Below are 24,703 nucleotides of genomic sequence, written 5' to 3' on the forward strand. Positions count from 1 at the left end.
CTCGTGGGACTCAGCGCCGCTACCCCGACTATCCCGCAACTTGATCAAATACGCAAACAGCCTAGCCGCGCCGGTATCTCTCGGCCAGCCGCACCGGATCCGCGCCGCAGAGATAGCGCATGAGCAGCCACAGATTGCGCGCGCCCCGCCGCAGCCAGCCCTCGCGCTGAAACCGTGCCGCCGATGTGCGCACCGCCAGCGGAAGAAGCGCGATCCGCCCTTTCAACGCGCGCGCCAGCGCCACATCCTCCATCAGCGGGATGTCGGCATAGCCGCCCGCGCGGTCATGATCCTCTCGCGAAATCAGCAGCCCCTGATCGCCATAGGGCAGCCCGAGAAGGCCCGAGCGCAGGTTGGCCCAACCCGCCACGAATCGCGGCGCAAGCCCCCGCGCATCGAAGGACAGCCGGAACGCCGCCGCGCCGCCCTGGGCCATCTGCGCGCGCGCCACCTCGGCCCAGCCCTCGGGCAGAATGGTGTCGGCATGCACGAACATCAGCCACGCGCCCCGGGCCACATCCGCGCCGCGCCGCAACTGCCCCCCGCGCGAGGGCGCGCCGGTCACGATGACCGCGCCCGCCGCTTCGGCCATGACGCAGGTCTCGTCGGTCGAGCCGCCATCGCTCACGATCACCTCGCGGATCAGCCCCTCGCGCACGCCCTCGAACAGCGCGGCCAGACAGTCGGGCAGCCCACGGCCCGCGTTGAGCGTCGGGATCACCACCGAAAGCGTGGCGCGCATCGCCTCTCCCCCCTGTTGCCCGTCCATCCATTGCCTATATTGGGCTTGGGAACACAAGGGAACGGGCATGGCGCGACACATTCTCGAAATTACCGGCAGCGATGCCGAAAACTTTCTGCAAGGGCTGGTGAGCAACGATCTCAAACGGCTGGATCAAGGCCTTGTCTATGCCGCGTTGCTCACGCCCCAGGGCAAGTATCTGGCCGATTTCTTCCTGCTGCGCCACGGCGATGCCATCTGGCTCGACGTGGCCGAGTCCCTCGCCTCGTCACTGATGCAGCGCCTCACACTCTACAAGCTGCGCGCCGATGTGACCATCACCGGGACAAATCTGAAGGTCCGGCGCGGGACCGGACCGGCACCGGCGGGTGCGCTGCGCGATCCGCGCCACCCCGATCTGGGCTGGCGGCTCTATGGCGCGCAGGCAGGCGAGGACGGCACCGATTTCGAGCGTATCCGCGTGGCCCATTGCATCCCCGAGACCGGAATCGAGCTGACGCCCGAGACCTATATCCTCGAGGCCGGGTTCGAGCGGCTGGGTGGCGTCGATTTCCGCAAGGGCTGCTATGTGGGCCAGGAGGTCACCGCCCGCATGAAGCATAAAACCGAGTTGAAAAAAGGGCTGGCGCTGGTGGCCGTGCATGGCGACGCGCCCGTGGGCACCGAGATCACCACTGAGGGAGGCAAGAAGGCGGGCGTGCTCTACACCCAGTCCGGAGGGCGCGGCATTGCATATCTGCGGCAAGATCGCGCCGCCCCCGGCATGAGCGCGGGCGCGGCGCGGGTCGATCCGCTGGATTGCTGAGCGCGCTCAGGCGCGCTCGGAATATTCCATCGTCTCGGTGTTGACGACGATCTCCTCGTCCTGCCCGACGAAAGGCGGCACCATCACCTTTACACCATTGTCGAGGATCGCGGGCTTGAAGCTGTTGGCGGCGGTCTGCCCCTTCACCACCGGCTCGGTCTCGACGATGCGGCACACCACCTTCTGCGGCAGCGTCGCGTTGAGCGCCTCGCTCTCGTGGAATTCCACCGTGATCGTCATGCCATCCTGAAGGAACGGGCGGCGCTCGCCAAGGATGTCGGCGGGCAATTCGATCTGCTCATAGGTCTCGGTATCCATGAACACCAGCTTGCCGTTCTCCTCGTAGAGAAACTGCTGGTCCTTCTGCTCCAGCCGCACCCGTTCGACCTTGTCCGCGCTGCGGAACCGCTCGTTGAGCTTGCTTCCGTTGCGCAGGTTCTTCATCTCGACCTGGGCAAAGGCGCCGCCCTTGCCGGGCTTGACGTGATCGACCTTCACCGCCGCCCAGAGGTGGCCATTATGCTCCAGCACGTTGCCGGGGCGAATCTCGTTTCCGTTGATCTTGGGCATTGGGTCAAACCATGGCAAAAGGTTGATATGAGGTTGCCCGCTCCTATATATCGCGGGATGAAGGGTGGCAAGACAACCAGATTTCGTTTCGAATATGCGAAAGCCATGCGCGTGTTGCATAGATGTTATGCATCTGTGCTCTATCCGAATCGAACGAAAGGCGTCATAACCACCTGCACGCCCAAAACACAAGAGCAATAAGAACAGGACGAATGATGAAGGATTTCGTTGACGGCACGGCGTTCAATGCCGAACAGGGCAACCGTGCGCGTAAACTTTTCGCGGCCGTCGTGCTGGCCGCTCTGGACGATGCCATCTCTGACGACAAGAAATATGGCAACGGTCCGGAACAGATCGCCCGTTGGGCGCGCTCGCGCGACGGGCGCGAGGTGCTCAGCTGTGCCGGAATCGACCCGAACGAACGTGTCGTCAAGGGCCTGATGGACTTCGTCGCCAAGGGCGTGCGCACATCGGTCGCCCTTTCGCGCGAGGAGAGCGAGCGTCGCAACGCCGCCGCGCAGGCCGAGGCCGAAGCCGCCTGAGCAGGCGGCTGTTTTCAGAAATTCAGGCCCCGTCGCTTGCGGCGGGGTCTTCTGTTTGCCGGGGGCGCGATGACACGGGCGATCATGATTCAGGGCACGGGGTCGAATGTGGGCAAGTCGCTGCTTGTCGCGGGGCTGGCGCGCGCCTTCCTGCGGCGCGGCCTCAGCGTCGCACCATTCAAGCCGCAGAACATGTCCAACAACGCCGCCGTCACGCAGGATGGCGGCGAAATCGGGCGCGCGCAGGCGCTTCAGGCCCGTGCCGCGCGCCGCGCACCTCACACCGACATGAACCCCGTCCTGCTCAAGCCAGAGGGCACGCGCGGCGCACAGGTGATCGTGCAGGGCCATCCCGTCGGAAGCCTGAAAGCGCGCGACTACACCCGCGAAAAGCCCCGCCTTCTGGGCGCGGTGCTGGAGAGTTTCACCCGTCTGAGCCAAACCGCCGATCTGGTGCTGGTCGAGGGCGCGGGCAGCCCCGCCGAGATCAACCTGCGCGCAGGCGACATCGCCAATATGGGCTTTGCCCGTGCCGCAGGCGTGCCTGTGATCCTCGTGGGTGATATCGACCGGGGCGGCGTGATCGCGCAGATCGTCGGCACCAAGGCGGTCATCGACCCTGCCGACGCGGCGATGATCCGGGGCTTTGCGGTCAACAAGTTTCGCGGTGACATCAGTCTTTTCACCGAAGGCGAGCGCGCCATTTCAGACCTCACCGGCTGGCCCTCGCTCGGCGTGGTGCCATGGTTCGAGCACGCCTGGCGCCTGCCGCCCGAGGATGTGCAGGACCTGACCAGTGTTCAGCGCGAGGGCGGGTTGCACATCGTGGTGCCACATCTGGGCATGATCTCCAACTTCGACGATCTGACCCCGCTGGGCAACGAACCCGACGTCACCGTCGAGATCGTGCCCGCAGGCCAACCCCTGCCCGCCAAGGCCGATCTGATCCTGCTGGCGGGCAGCAAATCCACCATCGCCGATCTGGCAACGTTACGGCGCAACGGCTGGGATATCGACCTCGCCGCCCATATCCGCCGCAAGGGCCGGGTGCTGGGCATCTGCGGGGGCTACCAGATGCTTGGCCGCCGCATCGCCGATCCCGACGGGATCGAAGGGCCGCCCGGGACGGTCGAGGGGCTGGGCCATCTCGACGTGGAAACCGTGTTGCGCCCGCGCAAGCGGCTGGGCCTCACGACGGCGCAGCACGCGACATGGGGCACGCCGGTGAGCGGCTACGAAATCCATCTGGGCGAGACGACCGGCACCGATTGCGCGCGCGGCTGGCTCATCGTGGGCGATCGGCGAGAGGGCGCGCAATCGCCCGACGGGCGCATTCAGGGCACATATCTGCACGGGCTGTTTGCCGAGGACGCCTTTCGCGCGGCCTTCCTGGCGGAGTTGGACACGGTGTCGGACCTTTTCTATGAGAAAACGGTCGATCATGCGCTCGACGCGCTTGCCAGCCACCTGGAAACATGGATGGATCTCGACCGGTTGCTCGCGCTCGCCGCGCCGTCCGCTCAGTCGAAATCCTGACTTGTCAGCGCACGGTGAATCTCGCGGCGCACCAGCTTGCGCACGTTGCGGGTAATCCGTTCTCCGAGAGTGCCCATAAGCTCTTGCCGGACAATCTCGGCCACCAGATCGCGCAAGGCATCTTCGTCCAGCACCGCCTCGTCCAGTGCAAAGGCAGCGATTTCTGCCGCGTCCTCCTCTGGCTGCGGCCCGGTTTCTCCGTCGAACATCGCCGAAACGGCCTCGTCTGCGAGTATCTCGTCAGGATCGAAAGAGGGCGGCTCGGGCACGGGTTCGTCATGGTCGGCGTCCCGCCATTGAAGCGCCGGCGCCTCGGCGCCGTCGGCAAAGGCATCCTCGTCGTCGCCATCGGGTTCCCAAAGATCGGCGGTGGCGGCAAATGGCGCTGCGGCCTGCTCATCTTCGGGAAGGGCCGCGTCAGAATCGGGCGCATCTTCAGTCTCTGACAAGAGGACGGGCTCATCCTCCTGACCGATCGCATCCGCCAATTCAACCTCGACCATCCCGGTCATCGGCCCCTCGGCCACCGCTTGCGTCCCGAACATGTCATCCGGATCGAACGCGCCAGAGACATCGGGCGTCGGCTGCTCAGGCCAATCCTCGGGGGCCTGATCCTCGGGGGCCTGATCCTCAGGGGCCTGATCCTCAGGGGCCTGATCCTCAGGGGCCTGATCCTCAGGGGCCTGATCCTCAGGGGCCTGATCCTCGGGCACGTCACCGCGTTCGTCGTCGTCGATGCGCTGCGAGGGGGTCAGAACCAGCCGTTCGGTCACTGCGCCGCTTTCGGGCGCATGACGCATCTGGTCGGCCCCTCCGGACACAAGCCGACGGATAGAGGCCAGAACGTCCTCGATATCGACATTTGTCACCGGATCCGACATGCCTGCCCTCACACCTGCCCTCGTAGGAGTTTACCCCCGCGCCACTACTCACACAACCGTTTCAGAAAGTTTTCACTGCTTGCCAAGCGCGCGGAGCACCCGGTCAAGCTTCTGGCCCTGCGGGCTGATCGGAACCGGCGCTGTCTTGACCAGATCGTAATAGGCCGCCGGGTCATAGATCTGGACCCCGAGATTGAGATCCTGCGCCGTCAGTTCGCCGATGGCGGCGAGCACGAAATAGGCGGCTGTCACCACATCGGCATTGGCCGAGATCAGGTTGGCCTGCGCATCCAGCAGGTTCTGCTCGGAATCGAGCACATCAAGCGTCGTGCGCGCGCCAAGCCTGGCCTCCTCGCGCGTGCCGTCAAAGGCCACCTGCGCGGCGCGCACCCCCTCGATATTGGCGGCACGCGCGGCGCGCGCGGCGCGCAGATTGGCATAGGCATTGCCCACATCCTGCTTGACCTGAAGTCCGGCGAGATGCAGCCGAGCAAGCTGCGCGTCGCGCTGCGCCCGCGCCTGCCGCTCCAGCGAACTGATCCGCCCGCCCTGATAGATCGGGCCGCGCAACTCGACCCCGACACTGCCCCCGCGTGAAAAGCCCTGTCCGGTCAGTTCCTCGTTCGCACCCAGCCGCCCCGTAAGGTTCACCGAGGGGCGCTTGGCCGCCGCCGCCGCATTCACGTTCAGTTCGGCCACGGTCACATTGCGCTGCGCCCCAAGGATATCGGGATGGCGGCGCATTGCGGCGGACTTGGCCGCGTCTAGGTTGTCGCCGATGGAGGGCAAATCTCCCGGCGCGCGCAAGGCCCCCGGATCACGCCCCACCGCCTCGCGGAATTCCTCGATGGCGCGCGCAAGATCGCCTTCGGCCACCGCAAGCCCGCTTTGCGCCAGTGCCACCGCCGCCTCGGCCTGCGCCACATCGGTGCGCGTCACCTCGCCCACCTCGAAACGATCATTGGCCGCGCGCAATTCCTCCTGCAAGAGCCGCAGGTTGTTGCGTCGCAGATCGACAAACTCGCGATTGCGGATCACGTCCATATAGGCCTGCACGGCGGTCAGAAGCACCAGTTGCTCAACGCTGCGCAGGGTCTCGCGCGTGGCCAGCACCGTCTCCTTGGCCGCCTCGGTCAGGAAATCGCTGCGCCCGAAATCATAAAGCAGAAGGGACGCGGTAAAGCCGACATTGGCCGTGGTCTCGGCCGTGCCGTTCGAGCCGGGATTGAACGTGTTGGAAGACCCCGACCTGACACGGTTGAAATCGCGCGTGATCCCCGCCGTCCAGTCGATGATCGGGCGCAGCGCGGCCACGGCCTGCGCCACGTCCTCGTCGGCGGCGCGCAACAGCGCCCGGTTCTGTTGCAGCAGACCGCTGTTGATATAGGCGTCGCGCAGCGCATCACCGAGCGTCTCGGCCCGCGCCGCCCCGAGCGTGCCAACAAGCACCAGCCCCGCAAGGCCAAGCATCCCGACCCGTTTCAACCGCCCAATCAAGCCCGCTGTCTCCCCGTCTCCTGTCAGCGCCCTCAGAGGGTGAACGCCGCCTGTTTCTCGAATCCCGGCAGAACCGGCGCGCCGGCGTTGAACCCATGCCGCCAGGTCACCTGACCGTCAATCTTGTAACCGATGCGCACCACGCCAAGCGGCCCTTCGGAGAACAGGCAGGCAATACGCCCGCCTTCCTTGAGTTGATCAATGATCACCTCGGGCAGATTCTCCACCGCGCCTTCCAGGACAATAACGTCATAAGGTCCGTGATCCGGTGCGCCATCGGCAAGACGGCCGGCGATCATCACCACATTGTCGGCTCCCGCCTCGACCAGCAGGCGTTGCGCCTCCTCGACAAGCACCGCGTCCTCTTCCAGACCCACCACGGCCTCGGCCATGCGCGCGATCACAGCCGCCGAATAGCCCTGCATCGGGCCGATATCGAGCACCAGATCGTCGCCCTCGATCCCGAGCGCGTCCAGAATCTTGGCAAGCGTGCGCGGCTCAAGGATCACGCGGCCATCGCCCAGATCGAGGTTTTCGCCCAGATAGGCCGCCTCCCGCAGGCGCGCGGGCACGAAGCTTTCCCGCGGTACACGCAACATGGCGTCGATGATCGGGAATTTCGTCACATCGGAGGGGCGGATCTGCGTATCCACCATCGTGGTACGCCGCGCGGCATAATCGGTCATCGGTCGACCTCTTGTCTGTTGTCACCTTGGGCACGCTTCTGACACATCCGCACGGACTCGGCAATCGCCGGAACACACGAGCGGCGGGGTTATCCGTCGCGCCGACCTTCGGGCAGGGCCAGCCGCATCGTCACCTCGTCGTCGCGCGCCACGAAGTGCCGACGCTCGAACAGGGCGCGGGCGCGTGTATTCTCGCGCGCGACCGCCACGTCCAGCGCGCGCAGGCCCACACCCGCAAGCGCGCGCGGCAGGCTGACCAGCACTTCGGCCCCGATCCCGCGTCCACGCACCGCGCGGCGGATATGCAGCACCTCGACCCGCCCCACCAGCCCACCCGAGGCGACCGACCAGCCAAACGACAACAGCACATAGCCAATCGGCGCGCGCGGCGGCCCGACGAGATAGGCCGCGCCATGCGGACTTCCTTCCAGCAGCGGCATCAGCGCGGCACCGAGCGCCGCCTCATCCACCGCCTGCCCGCGCTCCGCCTCGCGTGCCATGACCATTGCCAGAAGCCGCGCCAGATCGTCGGGCCGCGCAAGCGTGAGCGCCGTCATAACCGCGCCAGCCGTGCGGTCAGCAGGTCAAAGAATCCGTCCGCGTCGATATCGTGGAGAACCCGCGCATTGGCAGCGCGCCCGGTCACCCCCCACCAGTCCATCACCGTCATGCCCATGGTCAGCTCCGATCCGGTCTCGACCATGACATTCACCTCGCGCGCCGCAAAGAGATCCGGCGCCAGCAGCCAGGCGATCGTGCAGGGGTCGTGCAGCGGCACCCCCTGCCCGCCATGGCGCGCGCTCTCGCGGCCCCTCGGGTCGGTCAGCGCCGCCACCGCCCGCCCGACCCTGGTGCCAGGCGCCGCAAACGCGGCGTTGCGTTCGGACGTGACCAGCGCCTTGTGGGTCACGTCGAGCGGCACGATGGTGACGGGCGCGCCCGACCGCAGCACGATATCGGCGGCCTGCGGATCCACATGGATGTTGAACTCTGCCGCCGGGGTGACATTGCCGAGCGCACGATGCGCCCCCCCCATCATCACGATCCCGGCCACCCGCGCCACGATATCAGGCGCGCGCTGAAACGCCGTTGCGATATTGGTGAGCGGCCCGATGGGGACCAGCGTGACCGTGCCCGGCACGGCCGCGCGCAGCGTCTCGATCAGAAAATCGACCGCGTTGCGCGGATCAAGCGGCATGGTCGGCGCGGGCAAGTCCGGCCCCGCCAGACCGTCTTGACCGTGCACATGCTCGGCGGTGACCAGCGCCCGCCCCATGGGCCTGTCGCAACCCGCCATCACAGGCACATCCCGCCGCCCGGCCAGTTCGCAGACCCGCCGCGCGTTTCGGGTGGTCAGATCGAGCGGCACATTGCCCGCGACACAAGTCAGCCCCAGCACCTCAAGCGCATCCCCCGAGGCCAGCGCCAGCAGGATCGCCACGGCATCATCCTGCCCCGGATCGGTGTCGATGATGATCTGCCGCACGCGTGTCTCCTTTCGCCGGTGGCGCGCGCAGCATGGGGTGGGCGCGACCGAATGTCCACCGAGGAGGCCCCGAATCACGCGCGCCCCTTGCGGTTGCGGCGGCTTGCCGCCCGGTGCGTGGCCCCGATCCCGCACCGCCGTTCGGATCGTGCGGGAAATTTTCCGCCTTTTCCACCCCTTGGCCGCAGCTTTCCGTTTGGGTTTCGCGCGATACTGGCTATAGTCCCGGCAAACAGACTGTCTGCCATGCCGAGGGGAGCCACCGAATGATCCGATCGGAACTGATCCAGAAGATCGCCGAAGAAAACCCGCACCTCTATCATCGCGATGTAGAGCGGATCGTGAATACCATCTTCAACGAGATCACCGACGCGCTCGCCGAAGGAAACCGGGTCGAGTTGCGCGGCTTTGGCGCCTTCTCGGTCAAGAAGCGCGACGCGCGCGCCGGTCGAAACCCCCGCACGGGCGAAAGCGTCGATGTCGAGGAAAAGCACGTTCCCTTCTTCAAGACCGGCAAACTGCTGCGCGACCGGCTCAACGGTCAGTAAGCCATGCGCTATATCCGCTACGCCTCGATCGCCATTTTCGGGCTTGCGCTGGTGCTGATCGCACTGGCAAACCGCGGCGTGGTCACGCTGCGGGTGCTGCCGGATGAACTGGCGGGTCTCGCCGTGCTCAACCCGACCTATGATCTGCCGCTCTTCGTGGTGATCTTCGGCGGCATCGCCCTTGGCTTGATCGTGGGTTTCATCTGGGAATGGATCCGCGAGGCGGGCGAGCGTGTCGCCGCCGCCCGTCAGGCGCGCGAACTGGCCAGCCTGCGCGCCGAGCTTGCCCGCCTGCGCGGCGAGCGCGCCAGGGACACCGACGAGGTGCTCGCCCTGCTCGACAAGGCTAGCTGAAAGAGGATGGCCACCCCTGTCCGTGTCAAGGTCTGCGGGCTGCGCACAGCGGACCATGTCGCCGCCGCCGTCGCGGGCGGCGCGGCCTATGTGGGCTTTGTCTTTTTCCCGCCCTCGCCGCGCAACCTGTCACTGTCCGCCGCCCGCGCGCTGGCGCTCGACGTGCCGCCCGGCGTGGCCAAGGTGGCACTGACGGTGGATGCCGATGACGCCACGCTCGACGCGCTCTGCGCCACGGTGCCGGTCGATTTCCTCCAGCTTCACGGCACCGAGACCCCTGCCCGCGTGACCGAGGTGCGCGCGCGGTTCGGCCTGCCGGTGATCAAGGCCATCGGCATCGCCACGCGTGACGACCTGCCGCTCATCGACCGCTATGGCGCGGTCGCCGATCAATTGCTGGTGGATGCCAAGCCGCCCAGGGGCGCGACGCGCCCGGGCGGCAATGCCGAAGCCTTCGACTGGTCCCTGATCTCGCAGGTGGACTGGTCATGCCCGTGGCTGCTTGCCGGCGGCCTGACCCAGGAAAACGTCGGCCTCGCCATCGCCCGTACCGGCGCGCGCCAGGTCGATGTCTCCTCGGGCGTTGAATCGGCGCCGGGCGTCAAGGATTCGGCCCGCATCGCGGCTTTTCTCGCGGCGGCGCAGCAGGCCGGATGACGCAGCCACCCCGCTTCACGCAACAAATGAAAAGAATTTGCGCGCCACGCGACATTTTATCCGCAAACCCCGCTTGACGCCCCCTGCCCCCCCTCCTAATGTCGCCGCCACGCAGCAAGGGAGTCGGCGGTCCATGTCGGGGATTGTCCTTATCGTAGGCAAAAGGCGCATGGGCCGGTAACGGAAGACCATATCGGCACCCCATGCGCCCCCGCCATCCGACCGGGGGCTTTTTTATGCGGATTGAGATGACGCCATATACGGAGCAAGAGCGATGATACGTCAGATGACCGGCGCGAAAATGGTGGTGCAGGCCCTCAAGGATCAGGGCGTGGACGTCATATTCGGCTATCCGGGCGGTGCTGTTCTCCCGATTTATGACGAGATCTTCCAGCAAAACGACATACGCCACATCCTCGTGCGGCATGAACAGGCCGCCGTGCACGCCGCCGAAGGTTATGCGCGCTCGACCGGCAAGCCGGGGGTGGTGCTCGTGACCTCGGGCCCCGGCGCGACGAATGCGGTGACGGGCCTGACCGATGCGCTGATGGATTCCATCCCCCTCGTGGTGCTGACGGGCCAGGTGCCCACCTTCATGATCGGCAATGACGCCTTTCAAGAGGCCGATACCGTCGGTATCACCCGTCCCTGCACCAAGCATAACTGGCTCGTGTCCGATACCGCGCGGCTCTCGGCCACGATCCACGAGGCGTTCCATGTCGCCACTTCGGGCCGTCCCGGCCCGGTGCTGGTCGACATTCCCAAGGACGTGCAATTCGCCTCGGCCGAGTATACACCGCCGCAGAAGGTGCGCGTGTCGCATTACCAGCCGCAGCGCAAGGGCGACCTCGACGCCATCACCGACCTGGTGGCCGCGCTGGAGAAGGCCAAGCGCCCGATCTTCTATACGGGCGGCGGCGTGATCAATTCCGGCCCCGCCGCAAGCCAGCTTTTGCGCGAACTGGTCGAGGCCACGGGTATTCCGATCACCTCGACACTGATGGGCCTTGGCGCCTATCCCGCGAGCGGCAAGTGCTGGCTGGGGATGCTGGGGATGCACGGGCTTTACGAAGCGAACATGGCCATGCACGGCTGTGACCTGATGATCAATATCGGCGCGCGCTTCGATGACCGGATCACAGGGCGGCTCGACGCCTTCAGCCCCGACTCGATCAAGGCCCATATCGACATCGACCCGTCCTCGATCAACAAGGTGGTCAAGACCGATATTCCCATTATCGGCGACATCGCCCATGTGCTCGAGGATCTGCTCAAGGTCTGGAAGGCGCGCGGGCGCAAGGTGAATGCCGAGGCCATAGCGAAATGGTGGGAACGCCTTGATGAGTGGCGTCGCGTCGATTGCCTGAAATTCACCCAATCCGGCCCCACCATCAAACCGCAATACGCCCTTGCGCGCCTCGAGGCCCTGACCAAGGGGCGTGACCGCTATATCTGCACCGAGGTGGGCCAGCACCAGATGTGGGCGGCGCAGTATCTCGGGTTTGACGATCCCAACCGCTGGATGACCTCTGGCGGGCTTGGCACCATGGGCTATGGCTTTCCAGCCTCCATCGGGGTGCAGATCGCCCATCCCGAGGCCCTCGTGATCAATGTCGCAGGCGAGGCGTCCTGGCTGATGAACATGCAGGAGATGGGCACCGCGATCCAGTATCGCCTGCCGGTCAAGCAGTTCATCCTCAACAACGAACGCCTCGGCATGGTGCGCCAGTGGCAGGAACTTCTTCACGGCGAGCGCTATTCGTCCTCGTGGTCCGAGGCGCTCCCGGATTTCGTGAAACTGGCCGAGGCGTTTGGCGCCAAGGGCATCCTGTGCAAGGATCCCGCGGACCTCGACGACGCGATCATGGAAATGCTCGATTACGACGGGCCGGTGATCTTCGACTGCCTTGTCGAGAAACACGAGAACTGCTTCCCGATGATCCCGTCGGGAGAGCCGCACAACAAGATGCTGCTGGGCGAGGCCAGCACCAAGGACGCAATCAAGGCAGGCGGCGCGGTGCTTGTGTGACGCCAGCGCGCCGGTGGGGGGACTGCCTGCCCCCCCGAGAGTATGTCCGGAAAGATCAAGACGCCGACGCCGCGGAGCGCCAGAAAGACAGGAAAAATCATCATGTCCCCCCTGAAGATCAAGAAAGGCTCGTCCAAGCATTCGGCCTATAACCTGAGGCCCACCTTCTCGGATGTGCAGGAGACCCATACGCTTGCCGTGATCGTGGATAACGAACCGGGGGTGCTCGCCCGCGTGATCGGCCTGTTCTCGGGGCGCGGCTACAATATCGACAGCCTCACCGTGGCCGAGGTGGACCATACCGGCCACACCTCGCGCATCACCATCGTCACCACCGGCACGCCCCAGGTGATCGAGCAGATCAAGGCGCAGCTTGGCCGCATCGTTCCCGTGCACGAGGTGCACGATCTGACGGTGGAAGGGCCGAGCGTCGAGCGTGAACTGGCTCTGCTGAAAGTCGCGGGCGACGGCGAGAAACGTGTCGAGGCGCTGCGCCTGGCGGATATCTTCCGCGCCAAGGTGGTCGACAGCACGCTTGGCAGTTTCGTGTTCGAGATCACCGGCGCGCCGGAAAAGATCGATGCCTTTGCCGAACTGATGCGCCCGCTCGGGCTGGTCGAGATGGCGCGCACGGGCGTGGCGGCGATGTCGCGCGGGATCTGACCCGCGTGCGAGCGCATGCCGCCCTGCCAAGGCAGATCATGGATCTGCAAGCGGACGGTCCATGGGCCATGATGGCTGGATTGACGCTTGCACCTCTGTTATGGCGCTTTAGGTTGATCACTCAACCCAAGGAGGAAAAGCGTGCATCTCGCCATCCCGTTCGACAACAGCTATGCCCGCCTGCCCGAGCAGTTCTACACGCGGCAGGTCGCCACGCGGGTGTGCGCGCCGCGCCTGATCCGGTTCAATGACGGGCTGGCGGCAGAGCTTGGGATCGCCGGGGGGGACGAGGCGGCGCTGGCCGCCGCCTTCTCCGGCAACGAGACCCCCAAGGGGGCCGAGCCGTTGGCGCAGGTCTATGCCGGGCACCAGTTCGGCGGCTTCTCGCCGCAGCTTGGCGACGGGCGCGCGCTGCTCCTGGGCGAGCTTGTGGACAACACGGGCCAGCGCCGCGACATTCAGCTCAAGGGCTCCGGACCCACGCCCTATTCCCGCATGGGTGACGGGCGCGCCTGGCTTGGCCCGGTTCTGCGCGAATATGTGGTGTCCGAGGCGATGCACGCGCTCGGCATTCCCAGCACCCGCGCGCTGGCCGCCGTCAGCACCGGAGAGCAGGTCTGGCGCGAGGCGGGCGCGCTGCCCGGTGCCGTGCTTACGCGCGTCGCGTCAAGCCATATCCGCGTCGGCACCTTCCAGTATTTCGCCGCGCGCCGCGATCTGGCCAGCCTGCGCACGCTCTACGATTACACCGTCGCGCGGCATTACCCGCATGTCGAGGATCCTGCGCACCTTCTGTCAGAGGTGATCGGACGGCAGGCGCGGCTGGTGGCAAGCTGGCTCTCGGTGGGGTTCATCCACGGGGTGATGAACACCGACAATACCGCCATTTCGGGCGAGACGATCGACTATGGACCCTGCGCCTTCATGGATACCTACCACCCGCAGACGGTCTATAGCTCGATCGACGCCCATGGCCGTTATGCCTATGATAATCAGGCCAATGTCATCGTGTGGAACATGGCGCAATTCGCCACAGCGCTTGTGCCGCTCATGCCCGACGCCGGTGCGGCGGTCGAGGAGTTCACAGCCCTTGTCCACGCCATGCCCGACCGGATCGAGGCCGAATGGCGGCGCGCCTTTTGCGCCAAGATCGGCCTTGCCAAGGCAGGCCCCGAGGGCGCGGCGCTTGTGGGCGATCTGCTGGCGCGCATGGCCGATGGGCAGGCGGATTTCACCAACACGTTCCGTGCGCTCGTTTCGGGGGGGGCGCGCGACCAGTTTCTCGACCCGATGGCGTTTGACACATGGGAGGAGGGCTGGCGTACCCGGATCGCGCGCGAGGCCGACCCCGAAAGCCTCATGCGTGCCGCGAACCCGGCCCTGATCCCGCGCAATCACCAGGTGGAAGAGATGATCCAATCGGCGTTGGCCGGGGATTTCGCGCCCTTCGAACGGCTGCTTCATGTGCTCTCGCGCCCGTTCGAGGATCAGCCCGAAGCGGCAGACCTGACACGACCGCCCCGACCCTCCGAGGTGGTGCGCCAGACCTTCTGCGGCACCTGAACGCCTCGCCAGACAGCGGACAGCGCCCGGATGCCGCGTGATGCCCGCGTCAGCGCAGGATCGACCGGCCCGCGTAAATCGCCGTCTCTCCCAGCATTTCCTCTATGCGGATCAACTGGTTATACTTCGCCAGCCGGTCCGAGCGCGCAAGGCTGCCGGTCTTGATCTGCCCACAATTCACCGCCACCGCCAGATCGGCAATGATGGCATCCTCGGTCTCGCCCGAACGATGGCTCATCACATTGGTCATGCGCGCGCGATGCGCCATCTCGACGGCCTGAAGCGTCTCGGTCAACGTGCCGATCTGGTTGACCTTGACCAGCATGGAATTGGCGCAGCCCCTCTCGATCCCCATGGCCAGCCGCTCGGGGTTGGTGACGAACAGATCGTCGCCCACAAGCTGCACCTTGCCGCCCAGCGCCTCGGTCAGCATCTTCCAGCCCTCCCAATCGTCCTCGGCCATGCCGTCCTCGATCGAGATAATCGGATAATCGGCGCAGAGCGCGCTCAGATAGGCAACATTCTCCTCACTCGACAGGCTCAGCCCCTCGCCGGAGATCTCATACTTGCCACCCTTGAAATATTCCGTCGCCGCGCAATCAAGGGCAAGATGGATGTCCTCGCCCGGCGCATATCCGGCCTTCTCGATGGAGCGCAGGATGAAATCGAGCGCGTCGCGCGTGCTCGAAAGGTTCGGCGCAAAGCCACCCTCATCGCCCACGCCCGTGGCCAGCCCTGCCGCCGACAGCTCCTTCTTCAGGGTGTGGAACACCTCTGAGCCCATGCGCACCGCGTCGCGGATATTCTCCGCCGCGACCGGCATGATCATGAATTCCTGAATGTCGATGGGGTTGTCGGCATGTTCGCCGCCGTTGATGATGTTCATCATCGGCACCGGCAGCACCCGCGCCGACGCGCCCCCCACATAGCGGTAAAGCGGCATCGCGCTGTAATCGGCGGCGGCCTTCGCGGTGGCGAGCGACACGCCGAGAATCGCATTCGCCCCCAGCCGTGACTTGTTCGGCGTGCCGTCCAGTTCGATCATCGCCATGTCGATAGCCACCTGTTCGGTGCCATCGAAGCCCAAGAGCGTCTCGGCGATCTCGCCATTCACCGCCGCACAAGCCTCCAGCACGCCCTTGCCCATGTAGCGCGCGGCATCGCCGTCGCGCCGCTCCACCGCCTCATGCGCGCCCGTGGACGCCCCCGAGGGCACGGCGGCGCGGCCCATGGTCCCGTCCTCGAGCGTGACCTCGACCTCCACCGTCGGGTTGCCCCGGCTATCAAGGATTTCGCGCGCGTGAATGTCGATGATGCTGCTCATGGTCTCGTGTCCCGGACTGAAAAACCTGCTCGCCCCATAGCAAGAAACCGGCGCAATGCAAACGCGGCATCGGCGCGCCTATCCCCGCCGCCGCCCCAGCCGCGCCTCGCGCATGAGCGTATAGAGACCCGAGGCCACAATCACCCCCGCCCCGATCAGCGTCCAGATATCGGGCCGCTCGCCAAACACCATGACCCCGATGATCAGCGCAAAAACCAGCCGCGTGTAGCGGAACGGCGTGACCACCGCGACCTCGCCCACCCGCATCGCCGCGACGATGGCGTAATAGGCCGCCACACCGCAGACAAGCGCCAGAACGAGATCGCGGATCTCTACGCCCTCGGGCATCACCGGCGCTGCCCCAAAGGGTAAAAGCAGCGCGCCCGTCGGCACCAGCGTGGCAAAGGCATAGGTCGATAGCTGCATCGACGAGATTGCCCGCGGCACCGCCCGCGTCGCCAGATCGCGAATGGCAAGGCCGATCACCGCCATCACCGCAAAGAGAGAGGCCGGCTCGAACCCCGCCAGCCCTGGCCGGATCACCATCAGCACGCCGGCAAACCCCACGAGGATCGCGCTCCACCGCCGCCAGCCGACCTGCGCGCCCAGAAACACCGCCGCACCGAGCGTTACCGCCAGCGGTGTCGCCTGAAGAATCGCCGACGCCGAAGACAGCGGTGTCAGCGCAATGGCCAGCACAAAGCCCATGGTCCCCGTCAACTCTCCGAAATTTCGCAACAGCACCGATCGCGCCAGCAGGTCGCGCGACCACAGCCTGCGCCCCTGCGCCCGCGTGATCGCGCCGAAGACAACCGCGCCGCCAAGCCCGATCATGATCACGATCTGCCCCACCGGCAGACCCGCGGTCAGGCGCTTGATGAACATGTCCTCAAGCGCAAAGCCGAACATGGCCAGAACCATCAGGACGCTGCCGCGCAGGTTTTCCATTCTCGGGTACTTTCGTGAGGGCCTCAGACCTTCCTAACCCGTCGCCTGCACGCGCGAAAGCCGCCAAGCCATGCAGCGCACGCAACGCGGCCTGTCGCCTCAGGTCAGCCCCAGATCGCGCGCCATCATCGCCGCCTGGGTGCGGTTGCGCGCCCCAAGCTTGCGCGACAGAGACTTCAGGTGCAGCTTGACCGTCACCTCCTGGATGTCGAGGTCGCGCGCGATCTCCTTGTTGGACTTGCCCTCGGAAACCCCCGTCAGCACGTCACGTTCGCGCGCCGTCAGCCCGAGCCGCGTCTGCTGTTCCGTGTCGACATCCGAACGCAGGAACTCGCAAGGTGCATAGGTCTCGCCCACCAGCATCTGCCGAACCGCGGCGATCAGAGCCTGCGGCGCGAGCGTCTTGGGCAGAAACCCCGCCGCACCCGAGCGCAGTGCGCGGCGCGCCACATCCGGCGGCGCGGTCCCCGAGAGAATCGCCACCGGACTGCGCGTCCGCGCGCGCATCCTGGCCAATCCTTCGAGAGCCTCCATGCCCGGCATCCTGAAATCGAGCAGCACAAGATCGGCGTGCCCCGGAGCGGCGACCAGCGCCAGCGCGCCATCGAGACTGTCAGCCACCGACACCTCGAATCCGCCCGCCGTGCGCAGATAGGCGGCTATGGTCTCGCGCACGAGATCGTGATCGTCGGCCAGAATGATCCGAGGCATGACTGTTGATCCTCTATCGCGCCATCCGCACCAGTATCGTCACGTTAGCTTCCTGCGCACAAGATGACAAATCCGTGATCGGCCTTCTGCGCCGCCCCTCAGGTGCAAAGGCATAGGGGGGCTGGCCAATCGGCTGAAAATCGCCAAACTGCGCCTGTTGTCAACCAAGGAGATGCCCCATGGCCCGCCCGTCGCGCCGCCTTGCGATAACGACACTGGCGTTTCTGGCGCTGCTGTTGTCGGTCAGCGCACCCCTGCGTGCCCAGCAAGCGGACGTGCTGAGCGTCGAGATCGTGGCAGCAGACGGGGAGCCGGAGCAACGCCTGGAATTAGATCGCGCGGCGCTGGCGGACCTGCCGCAGACCGAATTCGTGACCCGCACTATCTGGACCGACGGGCCACAGCGGTTTCGCGGCGTGGCGCTGAGCACCCTGCTCGCCTATCTCGACGTCACGGCCAGCCATCTCGAGTTCGAAGCAGTCAACGACTATACCATGACCCTGCCCGCACAGGAAATCGGGCCCGACTATCCCGTGATAGCCCTGACACGCAACGGTGTCGCGATGAGCCTGCGTGACATGGGGCCGTTCTGGCTTGTCTACAACTACGACTCCGATCCGAAGTTTCGCACGGAAACCGTCTATGCGCGCTCGATCTGGCAGCTTGAACGGATCACCGTTCGTCTTGCAGGGCGCTGAGGCGCGACACGATGCAATCGCTTTCCCGTCGCCTTCTGCCCGGCCGCGAGCGCGCGGCGATGGCACTGTTGGCGGGGCTGGCGGTGGCCAGCATGGTGGCGGCGGTCGCCATCACCACCCAGGTTCTGGGCCGTCTTGACGCTTACGGCACCGCCGAGCGCGACAACCTGCCCTGGACCATATCGCAACTCGAAGTTGATCAGATGAAGTTTCGCCTCGCGCTGGAACGGCTCGACCCGCTCGACCCGCGAACCACCGAGGCCGCACGCCGCCAGTTCGACCTGCTTTACAGCCGCGCCATGACGATGCGCACAAGTCCGACCTATCGCGGCATTCTTGCCGCCCAGCCGGCGGCGGACGACATGCGCTTGCTGGTCGCGCTTCTGGGCGACATGCTGCCGCTGATCGACAGCACCGACGCCGCGATCCTGAACGGGCGGGACCGGCTGAGCGATCTGGCAACGCGCATGACCGTACCGATCCGGTCGCTGGGATTCGAGTCCATCAGCATAGACGCGCGCCGCGCCGATGCCGAGCGCGCCAAGCTGACCGAGCAGATCGTGACGCTCACCGCGCTCAGCCTGGTGATGCTGGCCGCCCTTGGCGCACTCATGGTGCAGCTTTGGCGGCTTTATCGCGGGCGGCTTGTCGCCGAGGCCGTAGCCGCCGCCGCGCGCGAACGGGAACTGGCCGGGGAACAGGCACGGGCACGGTTCCTGGGCATGATCAGCCATGAGATGCGCACGCCCCTGAACGGACTTCTGGGCGCGCTCGAACTGCTCGAGGACAGCCCGCTAAACCCCGAACAGGCACGGTTCTTGCGGATCATGCGCGCTTCGGGCGCCGCGCTGCGCGCTCATATTGACGAGGCGCTTGCCGGGCTTCAGTCCGAGACAGGCCAGATCGCGCTGCGCCCCGCGCCCTTCGATCTCGACGCGCTGCTGACCGAGATCATCGACGGTCAGCGCGCCGCTGCCTCGGCGCGGGGCAACCGGCTATTGCTCGAGATCGGCGAGGGCGGGCTGGGGCAGGTTCTGGGTGACCGGCAGCGGCTAGCGCAGGTGCTGCTCAACCTTCTGTCCAACGCCATCAAGTTCACCTCCGGCGGCACCGTCACCCTCTCGGCCAAGCGGCTTGCCGATGGCCGGATGGCCTTTGATGTGGTCGATACCGGCGTCGGCATTCCCGAGGACGACCTGTCCCTCGTGTTCGAGGATTTCGTCCGACTGCCGCAACCCAAGGGCACACAGCCCGAAGGCACCGGGCTTGGGCTTGGCATTGCGCGCCAGCTTGTCACACAGATGGACGGTTGTATCGAAGCGCGAAGCACGCCGGGCGCGGGCAGCGTCTTCAGCGTCCGGGTCGCGCTTCCGCCGGTCGGGTCCGAGCGCGCCGCCCCCCCTGCCACGCGCGGCGGTGCCGCCCGTCCGCTGCGCGTGCTGGTGGTCGAGGACACGCCCGCCAGCCGTCTGATCATCTCCGCCATGCTGTTGCGCGACGGGCACGAGGCAATCCTGGCCCATGACGGGCTGGAGGGCGTCCGGCAGGCGGACAAGGTGCCCGTGGATCTTGTGCTGATGGATATCGACATGCCGCGTCTTGACGGGATCGAGGCCACGCGCCGCATCCGCGAGGGCAAGGGGCCGAACGTGTCCACGCCGATCATCGCGCTGACCGCCCATGGCAGCGAGATCACGCGCGCACGCATCCGCGCCGCCGGGGGGGACGGCATCGAAACCAAGCCGCTCTCGCGCGAGCGGTTGCGCACCCTCGTGCACCAGGCCACGACCACGCCGCCGCTGCTGGATACCGCACATCTTTCCCAGCTTGTCGAAACCCTGCCACGCGCGCAGATGATGGCCGTTCTCGACGGGCTGGAGCACGAGGCCGGGGTAATTCTTGCGGCGCTGGCCGATGCCCACCCGGACAGGGTGCCCGACGATCTTGGCCCGCAGGTTCACCGCCTTGGCGGCACCGCCGCGACCTGCGGCGCGACCGCACTTCATGCCCATCTGTCCCTCATCGAAGCCGCTCTAGACGCGGGCCGCGAAGACGAGACACTCGCCCTGCTGTCCACCCTGCCCGCGCTCTGGCACGCTACCCGCGCCGCGCTCGCACCTTACCGCTCAACCGTCTGAGCACAAACTCACAGGGATTTGCCTTTTGATCCGCTTGGGATAGGTATACGCCGATACGGCACGCGGCCAGTGAAGGACCGACCGGACATGTCCATTTTCAAGCAATTGCTGTTCCTTCTGCTTCTCGCGGGACTGGGCTACGGCGGCTATGAATACTGGCGCGCCAATATTGCCGGTGACGATGCCCCCACCGCCGAGCAACAGGGCCCGCGCCCCGTCAGCGTCGAGCTTGCCCGCGCCGAGGCGCGCGTCATGCAGCGCACTATCGAGGCCGTCGGCACCACCCGCGCGCTGCGCTCGATCGATATCGTGCCCGAGGCTGACGGCCGCCTTGTCGAGCTCAACATCACCCCCGGCGCCCGCGTGACCGAGGGCCAGATCCTTGCCCGCCTCGACGACACCATCGAGCGCGCCGATCTTGCACAGGCCGAGGCAGTGCTGACCGAACGCAGCCAGTCGCTCGAACGTATCCGCACCCTGCGTCAGACCAATGCCGTCTCGCAGGCCGCGCTGGAAGAGACCGTGGCACGTCTGGCCGAGGCCGAGGCCGCCGCCGATCGCGCCCGTCGCCGCCTTGCAGACCGCGTGATCACCGCACCCTTCGGGGGCGTTGTGGGGCTGACAAGCTATGACGTGGGCGCGCGCGTCTCCGAGGGCCAGGTGCTCGCGCGGCTCGACGATCTGGGCGAGGTTGAGGTAGAGTTTTCGCTGCCCGAGACCATCTTTGCGCAGGTTGTGCAGGGCCAGACCCTCGTCGCCCGCGCCGCCGCCTTCCCCGACCGCAGCTTTACCGGCACAATCGCCGCCGTCGATAGCCGCATCGACTCGATCAGCCGCGCCTTTCGCACCCGCGCCGTGATCCCCAACCCCGACAGCACACTCCCGGCGGGCATGTTCCTGTCGCTTACGCTTGTGCTTGCGGAATCCGAGCATATCACCGTGCCCGAAGAGGCCATCGTCTTTCAGGCCGCGCAAACCTATGTCTTCGTGGCCGAAGATGACGTGGCGCGGCGGCGCACCGTTACCACTGGCCAGCGTCGCGACGGGGTGATCGCCATAACCTCGGGCCTTTCTGCGGGCGAGGAAGTCGTCGTGCGCGGCCTCGCGCGGGTGCGCGACGGCGCGCCGCTCAACATTGTCGCCCGAGACCGCGACGCCACCGCCGAAAGCAGCGCCGCCGCCCCGGAACAGCCGACATGACCCTTTCCGACCTCTCCGTGCGCCGCCCCGTGCTCGCCGCGGTGGCGAGCTTGCTGATCATAATCTTCGGCATTGCCGCGCTGCGCGACCTGCCGATCCGGGAACTGCCGGACGTGGACAATTCGGTTGTCACCGTCACCACCACCTATCGCGGCGCCGCACCCGAGGTGATCGACACCGACATCACCGAGACGGTAGAGGGTGCCGTCGCCTCGATCTCGGGTATCCGCACCATCACCTCGGAAAGCCGCCAGGGCCGTTCGCGCGTGACCATCGAATTCGAGTCCGGGGTCGATATCGACGTGGCCGCCAATGACGTGCGCGACGCGGTGGGACGGGTGCGTGGGGATCTGCCCGACGAGGCGGACGAGCCGCAGGTCGTCAAGAGCGACGCCGACGCCGATCCGGTCATGCGCCTTGCCATCACCTCGGACCGCATGACCACCCCCGAGATCACCGATTATATCGACCGCTTCATCGCTGACCGCGTCGCCACGCTCGACGGGGTGGCCAATGTCGATATCGCAGGCGACAGGCCGTTTGCCGTGCGTATCTGGCTCGACCGGCGCGCGCTCGCCGCGCGCAACCTGACCGTGGCCGATGTCGAATCTGCGCTGCGCCGCGCCAATGTGGAACTGCCCGCAGGCGAGGTCGAATCCTTCAACCGGCAACTCACCGTGCGCCTCAACAGCCGCCTGCTGAGCGTCGAGGATTTCCGCGACGTGGTGCTTGACCGGGTGGCCGGCTATCCGGTGCGCCTGGGCGATGTGGCACGGGTCGAGCCGGGGGTGGCCGACGATTCCACCATCGTGCGCACCAACGGCACCGAGGCCGTGGGGCTGTGGGTGCTACGTCAGAGCCAGTCGAACACGCTCGCCATCTCCAAGGCCGTGCGCGCAGAGATCGCGGCGCTCACCCCCACCTTGCCCGAGGGCATGAGGATCATCATAGGCTCCGACGACGCGCTTTTCGTCGGCGCCTCGATCCGAGAGGTCGTCACCGCGCTGTTCATCTCGCTGGCACTCGTTATCGGGGTGATTCTCGTCTTCCTGCGCAGCCTCCGCGCCACGCTCATTCCCGCGATCACCATTCCCGTGGCGCTGATCGGCACATTCCTTCTGATCGGTCTGTGGGGGTTCTCGCTCAATACGCTGACGCTTCTCGCGCTGCTTCTGGCCATCGGCCTCGTGGTCGATGACGCCATCGTGGTGCTGGAAAACATCCAGCGCCGGATCGAGGAGGGCGAATCGGTCATCGTGGCAAGTCTCAAGGGTGCGCGGCAGGTGACCTTCGCGGTCATCGCCACCTCGCTCACGCTGATCGCGGTTTTCGTGCCGCTGTCGTTCATGCCCGGACAGGTCGGGCGGCTCTTCGTCGAATTTGGCTGGGTCATGGCGGGCACGGTGGCGATTTCCACCTTCGTCGCCCTCACCGCCTGCCCGGCGCTTGCCTCCAAGGTGCTGAGCGCGCGCGCCGTGCGCGACGCCGCCGATACCGCGCCGCGCCGCGCGCCGTTCTACCAGCGCGCCTATCGCGCGGCTCTCACCCGCGCCATCGCCATGCCGCTCGTGGTGCTGCCCGTGGCGCTTGCCATCACTGCGGGCGCGGCGCTCTTCTATGACAACCTGCCGCGCGAACTTGCCCCGCGCGAGGATCGCGGCGTGGGCTTCGTGCCGCTCACGGCCCCCCAGGGCTCGACCCTCGCCCATTCCGACATGGCCGCCAAACAGGTCGAAGACATCCTCCAACCCTATCTCGACAGCGGCGAGGTCGAGACGGTGTTCTCCTTCACCGGCTGGGGCGGGCGGCCGTGGCGCTCGTTCGTGGTGTTCCGCCTTGCTCCCTGGGAAGAGCGTGACCGCCCGGTTTCGGCCATCGTCAGCGAACTGGCCCCGCAAATGAACAATGTCACCATCGCGCGCGGCTTTCCGGTGACGCCGGCCGGGCTTGGCCTTCGCGGCAACTCGACGCCCGTGCGCGTGGTGATCGGCGGTCCCGATTTCGAGAGCGTCAAGGAATGGGCCGGCGAATTCCTGCGCCGCGCCGAAGAGGTCGAGGGACTCGTGAACCCCGAGATCAACTTCGAGCAGAACCTGCCGCAGCTCGACATCAGCATCGACCGCGCGCGCGCCGACGATCTGGGTATCTCCGCCGATGTGATCGCGGCCACGCTACAAACCATGCTCGCCTCGCGCGAGGTAACCACCTTCGTCAGCCGGGGCCGGGAATATCCCGTGCTCGTTCAGGCGGATATTGCAGACCGCCGCACCCCCACCGATATCGAAAACATCTTCGTGCGCGCGGGCGATGGGGTCACCCTCGTGCCGCTTGGCGCGCTCGTGACCCTGACCGAAAACGCCGCCGCCCCCTCGCTCCAGCGGTTCGACCGCCTGCCCTCGATCCAGCTTTCCGGCGCGCTCGCCCCGAACGCGGAGCTGGGCACCGTGCTCGATCGGCTGGAGGAGATCGCCGCCGAGATACTGCCCCCCGAGGCCAAGCTTGGCTATGATGGCCAGTCGCGCACCTACAAGGATACCTCGGGCGGGGTCGGCGTGGTGTTCGTGCTGGCACTGATCATCGTCTATCTTGTGCTCGCCGCGCAATTCGAAAGCTTCCTGCACCCGGTGGTGATCATGCTGACCGTGCCCATCGGCATCGCAGGCGCGATCTACGCGATGGCGGCGGGGGGGCTGTCGCTCAATGTCTACAGCCAGATCGGGATCATATTGCTCATCGGCCTCATCGCCAAGAACGGCATCCTGATCGTGGAATTCGCCAACCAGTTGCGCGACGAAGGCCGTGCCGTGCGCGACGCGGTAATCGAGGCCTCGGTGCTGCGCCTGCGCCCCATCATGATGACGGCCATCTCCACCATTCTCGGGGCGCTGCCCCTGGTGCTGGCCACCGGCGCAGGCGCCGAGAGCCGCATCGCCGTCGGCACGGTGATCATCGCCGGTCTGGGGCTCGCCTCGCTGTTGATGCTGTTCGTGACGCCGATTCTCTACGACCTGCTCGCGCGCTTCACCCGCCCGCGCGGGGCGATCGAGAAGGCGCTCGAGGACGAGCTTTCCGCCGCCGCCCCGCAGCCGGCCGAGTGATTTTCCGCGCATCGGGCGTAGGCCGCT

General features: G+C 66.2%; 23 protein-coding genes. 13 read left to right on the forward strand and 10 right to left on the reverse strand.

Features of this window, described 5'->3' with window-relative positions:
* Positions 1–61 precede the first annotated feature (61 nt).
* Positions 62–742, reverse strand: coding sequence for a TIGR04283 family arsenosugar biosynthesis glycosyltransferase (locus KAK09_RS01890; protein ID WP_210877362.1), 681 nt, complete (start codon positions 740–742; stop codon positions 62–64).
* Between the two features lie 67 nt (positions 743–809).
* Between KAK09_RS01890 and ygfZ the strand changes: the two genes are divergently transcribed.
* Positions 810–1,547 carry a CAF17-like 4Fe-4S cluster assembly/insertion protein YgfZ gene (gene ygfZ / locus KAK09_RS01895; protein WP_210877131.1) on the forward strand — a complete coding sequence of 246 codons (738 nt, stop codon included), beginning with the start codon at positions 810–812 and terminating at the stop codon, positions 1,545–1,547.
* 6 nt (positions 1,548–1,553) lie between these two features.
* On the opposite strand, the gene efp is transcribed toward ygfZ, so the two are convergent.
* Positions 1,554–2,117, reverse strand: a complete 564-nt coding sequence (gene efp / locus KAK09_RS01900) for an elongation factor P (RefSeq protein WP_210877132.1) — start codon at positions 2,115–2,117, stop codon at positions 1,554–1,556.
* A gap of 215 nt (positions 2,118–2,332) precedes the next feature.
* On the opposite strand from efp, the gene KAK09_RS01905 reads away from it, so the two are divergent.
* Complete coding sequence (locus KAK09_RS01905) at positions 2,333–2,659, forward strand: DUF6280 family protein (RefSeq protein WP_210877133.1); 327 nt, start codon at positions 2,333–2,335, stop codon at positions 2,657–2,659.
* 69 nt (positions 2,660–2,728) lie between these two features.
* Positions 2,729–4,195: a cobyric acid synthase gene (locus KAK09_RS01910; protein WP_210877134.1), complete on the forward strand. Its 1,467-nt coding sequence runs from the start codon at positions 2,729–2,731 to the stop codon at positions 4,193–4,195.
* Here KAK09_RS01910 and KAK09_RS01915 read toward each other — a convergent pair.
* From KAK09_RS01915 to KAK09_RS01935, 5 genes are all read right to left on the reverse strand, one after another.
* A complete protein-coding gene (locus KAK09_RS01915) occupies positions 4,180–5,076 on the reverse strand; it encodes a hypothetical protein (RefSeq protein ID WP_210877135.1) in 897 nt (298 codons plus the stop codon). The genes KAK09_RS01910 and KAK09_RS01915 overlap by 16 nt on opposite strands.
* Before the next feature lie 72 nt (positions 5,077–5,148).
* Positions 5,149–6,546 (reverse strand): TolC family outer membrane protein, encoded by a 1,398-nt coding sequence (locus KAK09_RS01920; RefSeq protein ID WP_210877363.1) that lies wholly within the window; start codon positions 6,544–6,546, stop codon positions 5,149–5,151.
* 59 nt (positions 6,547–6,605) lie between these two features.
* Positions 6,606–7,259, reverse strand: coding sequence for a protein-L-isoaspartate O-methyltransferase family protein (locus KAK09_RS01925; RefSeq protein WP_210877136.1), 654 nt, complete (start codon positions 7,257–7,259; stop codon positions 6,606–6,608).
* A gap of 89 nt (positions 7,260–7,348) precedes the next feature.
* Positions 7,349–7,816: a GNAT family N-acetyltransferase gene (locus KAK09_RS01930; protein ID WP_210877137.1), complete on the reverse strand. Its 468-nt coding sequence runs from the start codon at positions 7,814–7,816 to the stop codon at positions 7,349–7,351.
* Complete coding sequence (locus tag KAK09_RS01935; RefSeq protein WP_210877138.1) at positions 7,813–8,745, reverse strand: nucleoside hydrolase; 933 nt, start codon at positions 8,743–8,745, stop codon at positions 7,813–7,815. The genes KAK09_RS01930 and KAK09_RS01935 overlap by 4 nt, the downstream gene beginning before the upstream one ends.
* 32 nt (positions 8,746–8,777) lie before the next feature.
* On the opposite strand from KAK09_RS01935, the gene ihfB reads away from it, so the two are divergent.
* From ihfB to KAK09_RS01965, 6 genes are all read left to right on the forward strand, one after another.
* Positions 8,778–9,293, forward strand: a complete 516-nt coding sequence (gene ihfB, locus KAK09_RS19190; RefSeq protein WP_272491237.1) for an integration host factor subunit beta — start codon at positions 8,778–8,780, stop codon at positions 9,291–9,293.
* A 3-nt stretch (positions 9,294–9,296) separates the two neighbouring features.
* Positions 9,297–9,647: a LapA family protein gene (locus KAK09_RS01945; protein WP_210877140.1), complete on the forward strand. Its 351-nt coding sequence runs from the start codon at positions 9,297–9,299 to the stop codon at positions 9,645–9,647.
* Between the two features lie 6 nt (positions 9,648–9,653).
* A complete protein-coding gene (locus KAK09_RS01950) occupies positions 9,654–10,304 on the forward strand; it encodes a phosphoribosylanthranilate isomerase (RefSeq protein ID WP_210877141.1) in 651 nt (216 codons plus the stop codon).
* Between the two features lie 274 nt (positions 10,305–10,578).
* Positions 10,579–12,333, forward strand: coding sequence for an acetolactate synthase 3 large subunit (locus KAK09_RS01955; protein ID WP_210877142.1), 1,755 nt, complete (start codon positions 10,579–10,581; stop codon positions 12,331–12,333).
* Between the two features lie 102 nt (positions 12,334–12,435).
* Positions 12,436–12,996 (forward strand): acetolactate synthase small subunit, encoded by a 561-nt coding sequence (gene ilvN, locus KAK09_RS01960; protein ID WP_210877143.1) that lies wholly within the window; start codon positions 12,436–12,438, stop codon positions 12,994–12,996.
* Positions 12,997–13,137: 141 nt separating this feature from the next.
* Positions 13,138–14,559, forward strand: coding sequence for a protein adenylyltransferase SelO (locus KAK09_RS01965; protein ID WP_210877144.1), 1,422 nt, complete (start codon positions 13,138–13,140; stop codon positions 14,557–14,559).
* Positions 14,560–14,608: 49 nt separating this feature from the next.
* Here the strand turns inward: KAK09_RS01965 and eno are convergent, their stop codons facing one another.
* The 3 genes from eno to KAK09_RS01980 form a co-directional block, all read right to left on the reverse strand.
* Positions 14,609–15,883, reverse strand: coding sequence for a phosphopyruvate hydratase (gene eno, locus KAK09_RS01970; protein WP_210877145.1), 1,275 nt, complete (start codon positions 15,881–15,883; stop codon positions 14,609–14,611).
* A gap of 78 nt (positions 15,884–15,961) precedes the next feature.
* Entirely contained in the window at positions 15,962–16,831 is an 870-nt protein-coding gene (locus KAK09_RS01975; RefSeq protein WP_210877146.1) for a DMT family transporter, read from the reverse strand.
* A 99-nt stretch (positions 16,832–16,930) separates the two neighbouring features.
* Positions 16,931–17,542: a response regulator transcription factor gene (locus KAK09_RS01980; RefSeq protein WP_210877147.1), complete on the reverse strand. Its 612-nt coding sequence runs from the start codon at positions 17,540–17,542 to the stop codon at positions 16,931–16,933.
* A gap of 179 nt (positions 17,543–17,721) precedes the next feature.
* On the opposite strand from KAK09_RS01980, the gene KAK09_RS01985 reads away from it, so the two are divergent.
* From KAK09_RS01985 to KAK09_RS02000, 4 genes are all read left to right on the forward strand, one after another.
* On the forward strand, positions 17,722–18,240 hold the full coding sequence (locus KAK09_RS01985; protein ID WP_210877148.1) for a putative pterin-binding protein: 519 nt from the start codon (positions 17,722–17,724) through the stop codon (positions 18,238–18,240).
* 11 nt (positions 18,241–18,251) lie between these two features.
* Positions 18,252–20,378 carry a hybrid sensor histidine kinase/response regulator gene (locus KAK09_RS01990; protein ID WP_210877149.1) on the forward strand — a complete coding sequence of 709 codons (2,127 nt, stop codon included), beginning with the start codon at positions 18,252–18,254 and terminating at the stop codon, positions 20,376–20,378.
* A gap of 87 nt (positions 20,379–20,465) precedes the next feature.
* On the forward strand, positions 20,466–21,578 hold the full coding sequence (locus KAK09_RS01995) for an efflux RND transporter periplasmic adaptor subunit (RefSeq protein WP_210877150.1): 1,113 nt from the start codon (positions 20,466–20,468) through the stop codon (positions 21,576–21,578).
* On the forward strand, positions 21,575–24,676 hold the full coding sequence (locus tag KAK09_RS02000; RefSeq protein ID WP_210877151.1) for an efflux RND transporter permease subunit: 3,102 nt from the start codon (positions 21,575–21,577) through the stop codon (positions 24,674–24,676). Before KAK09_RS01995 ends, KAK09_RS02000 begins: the two co-directional genes overlap by 4 nt.
* The last annotated feature ends 27 nt before the right edge of the window (positions 24,677–24,703 follow it).

The sequence above is a fragment of the Roseovarius autotrophicus genome, from assembly GCF_018069895.1.
Classification (GTDB): Bacteria; Pseudomonadota; Alphaproteobacteria; order Rhodobacterales; family Rhodobacteraceae; genus Roseovarius; species Roseovarius autotrophicus.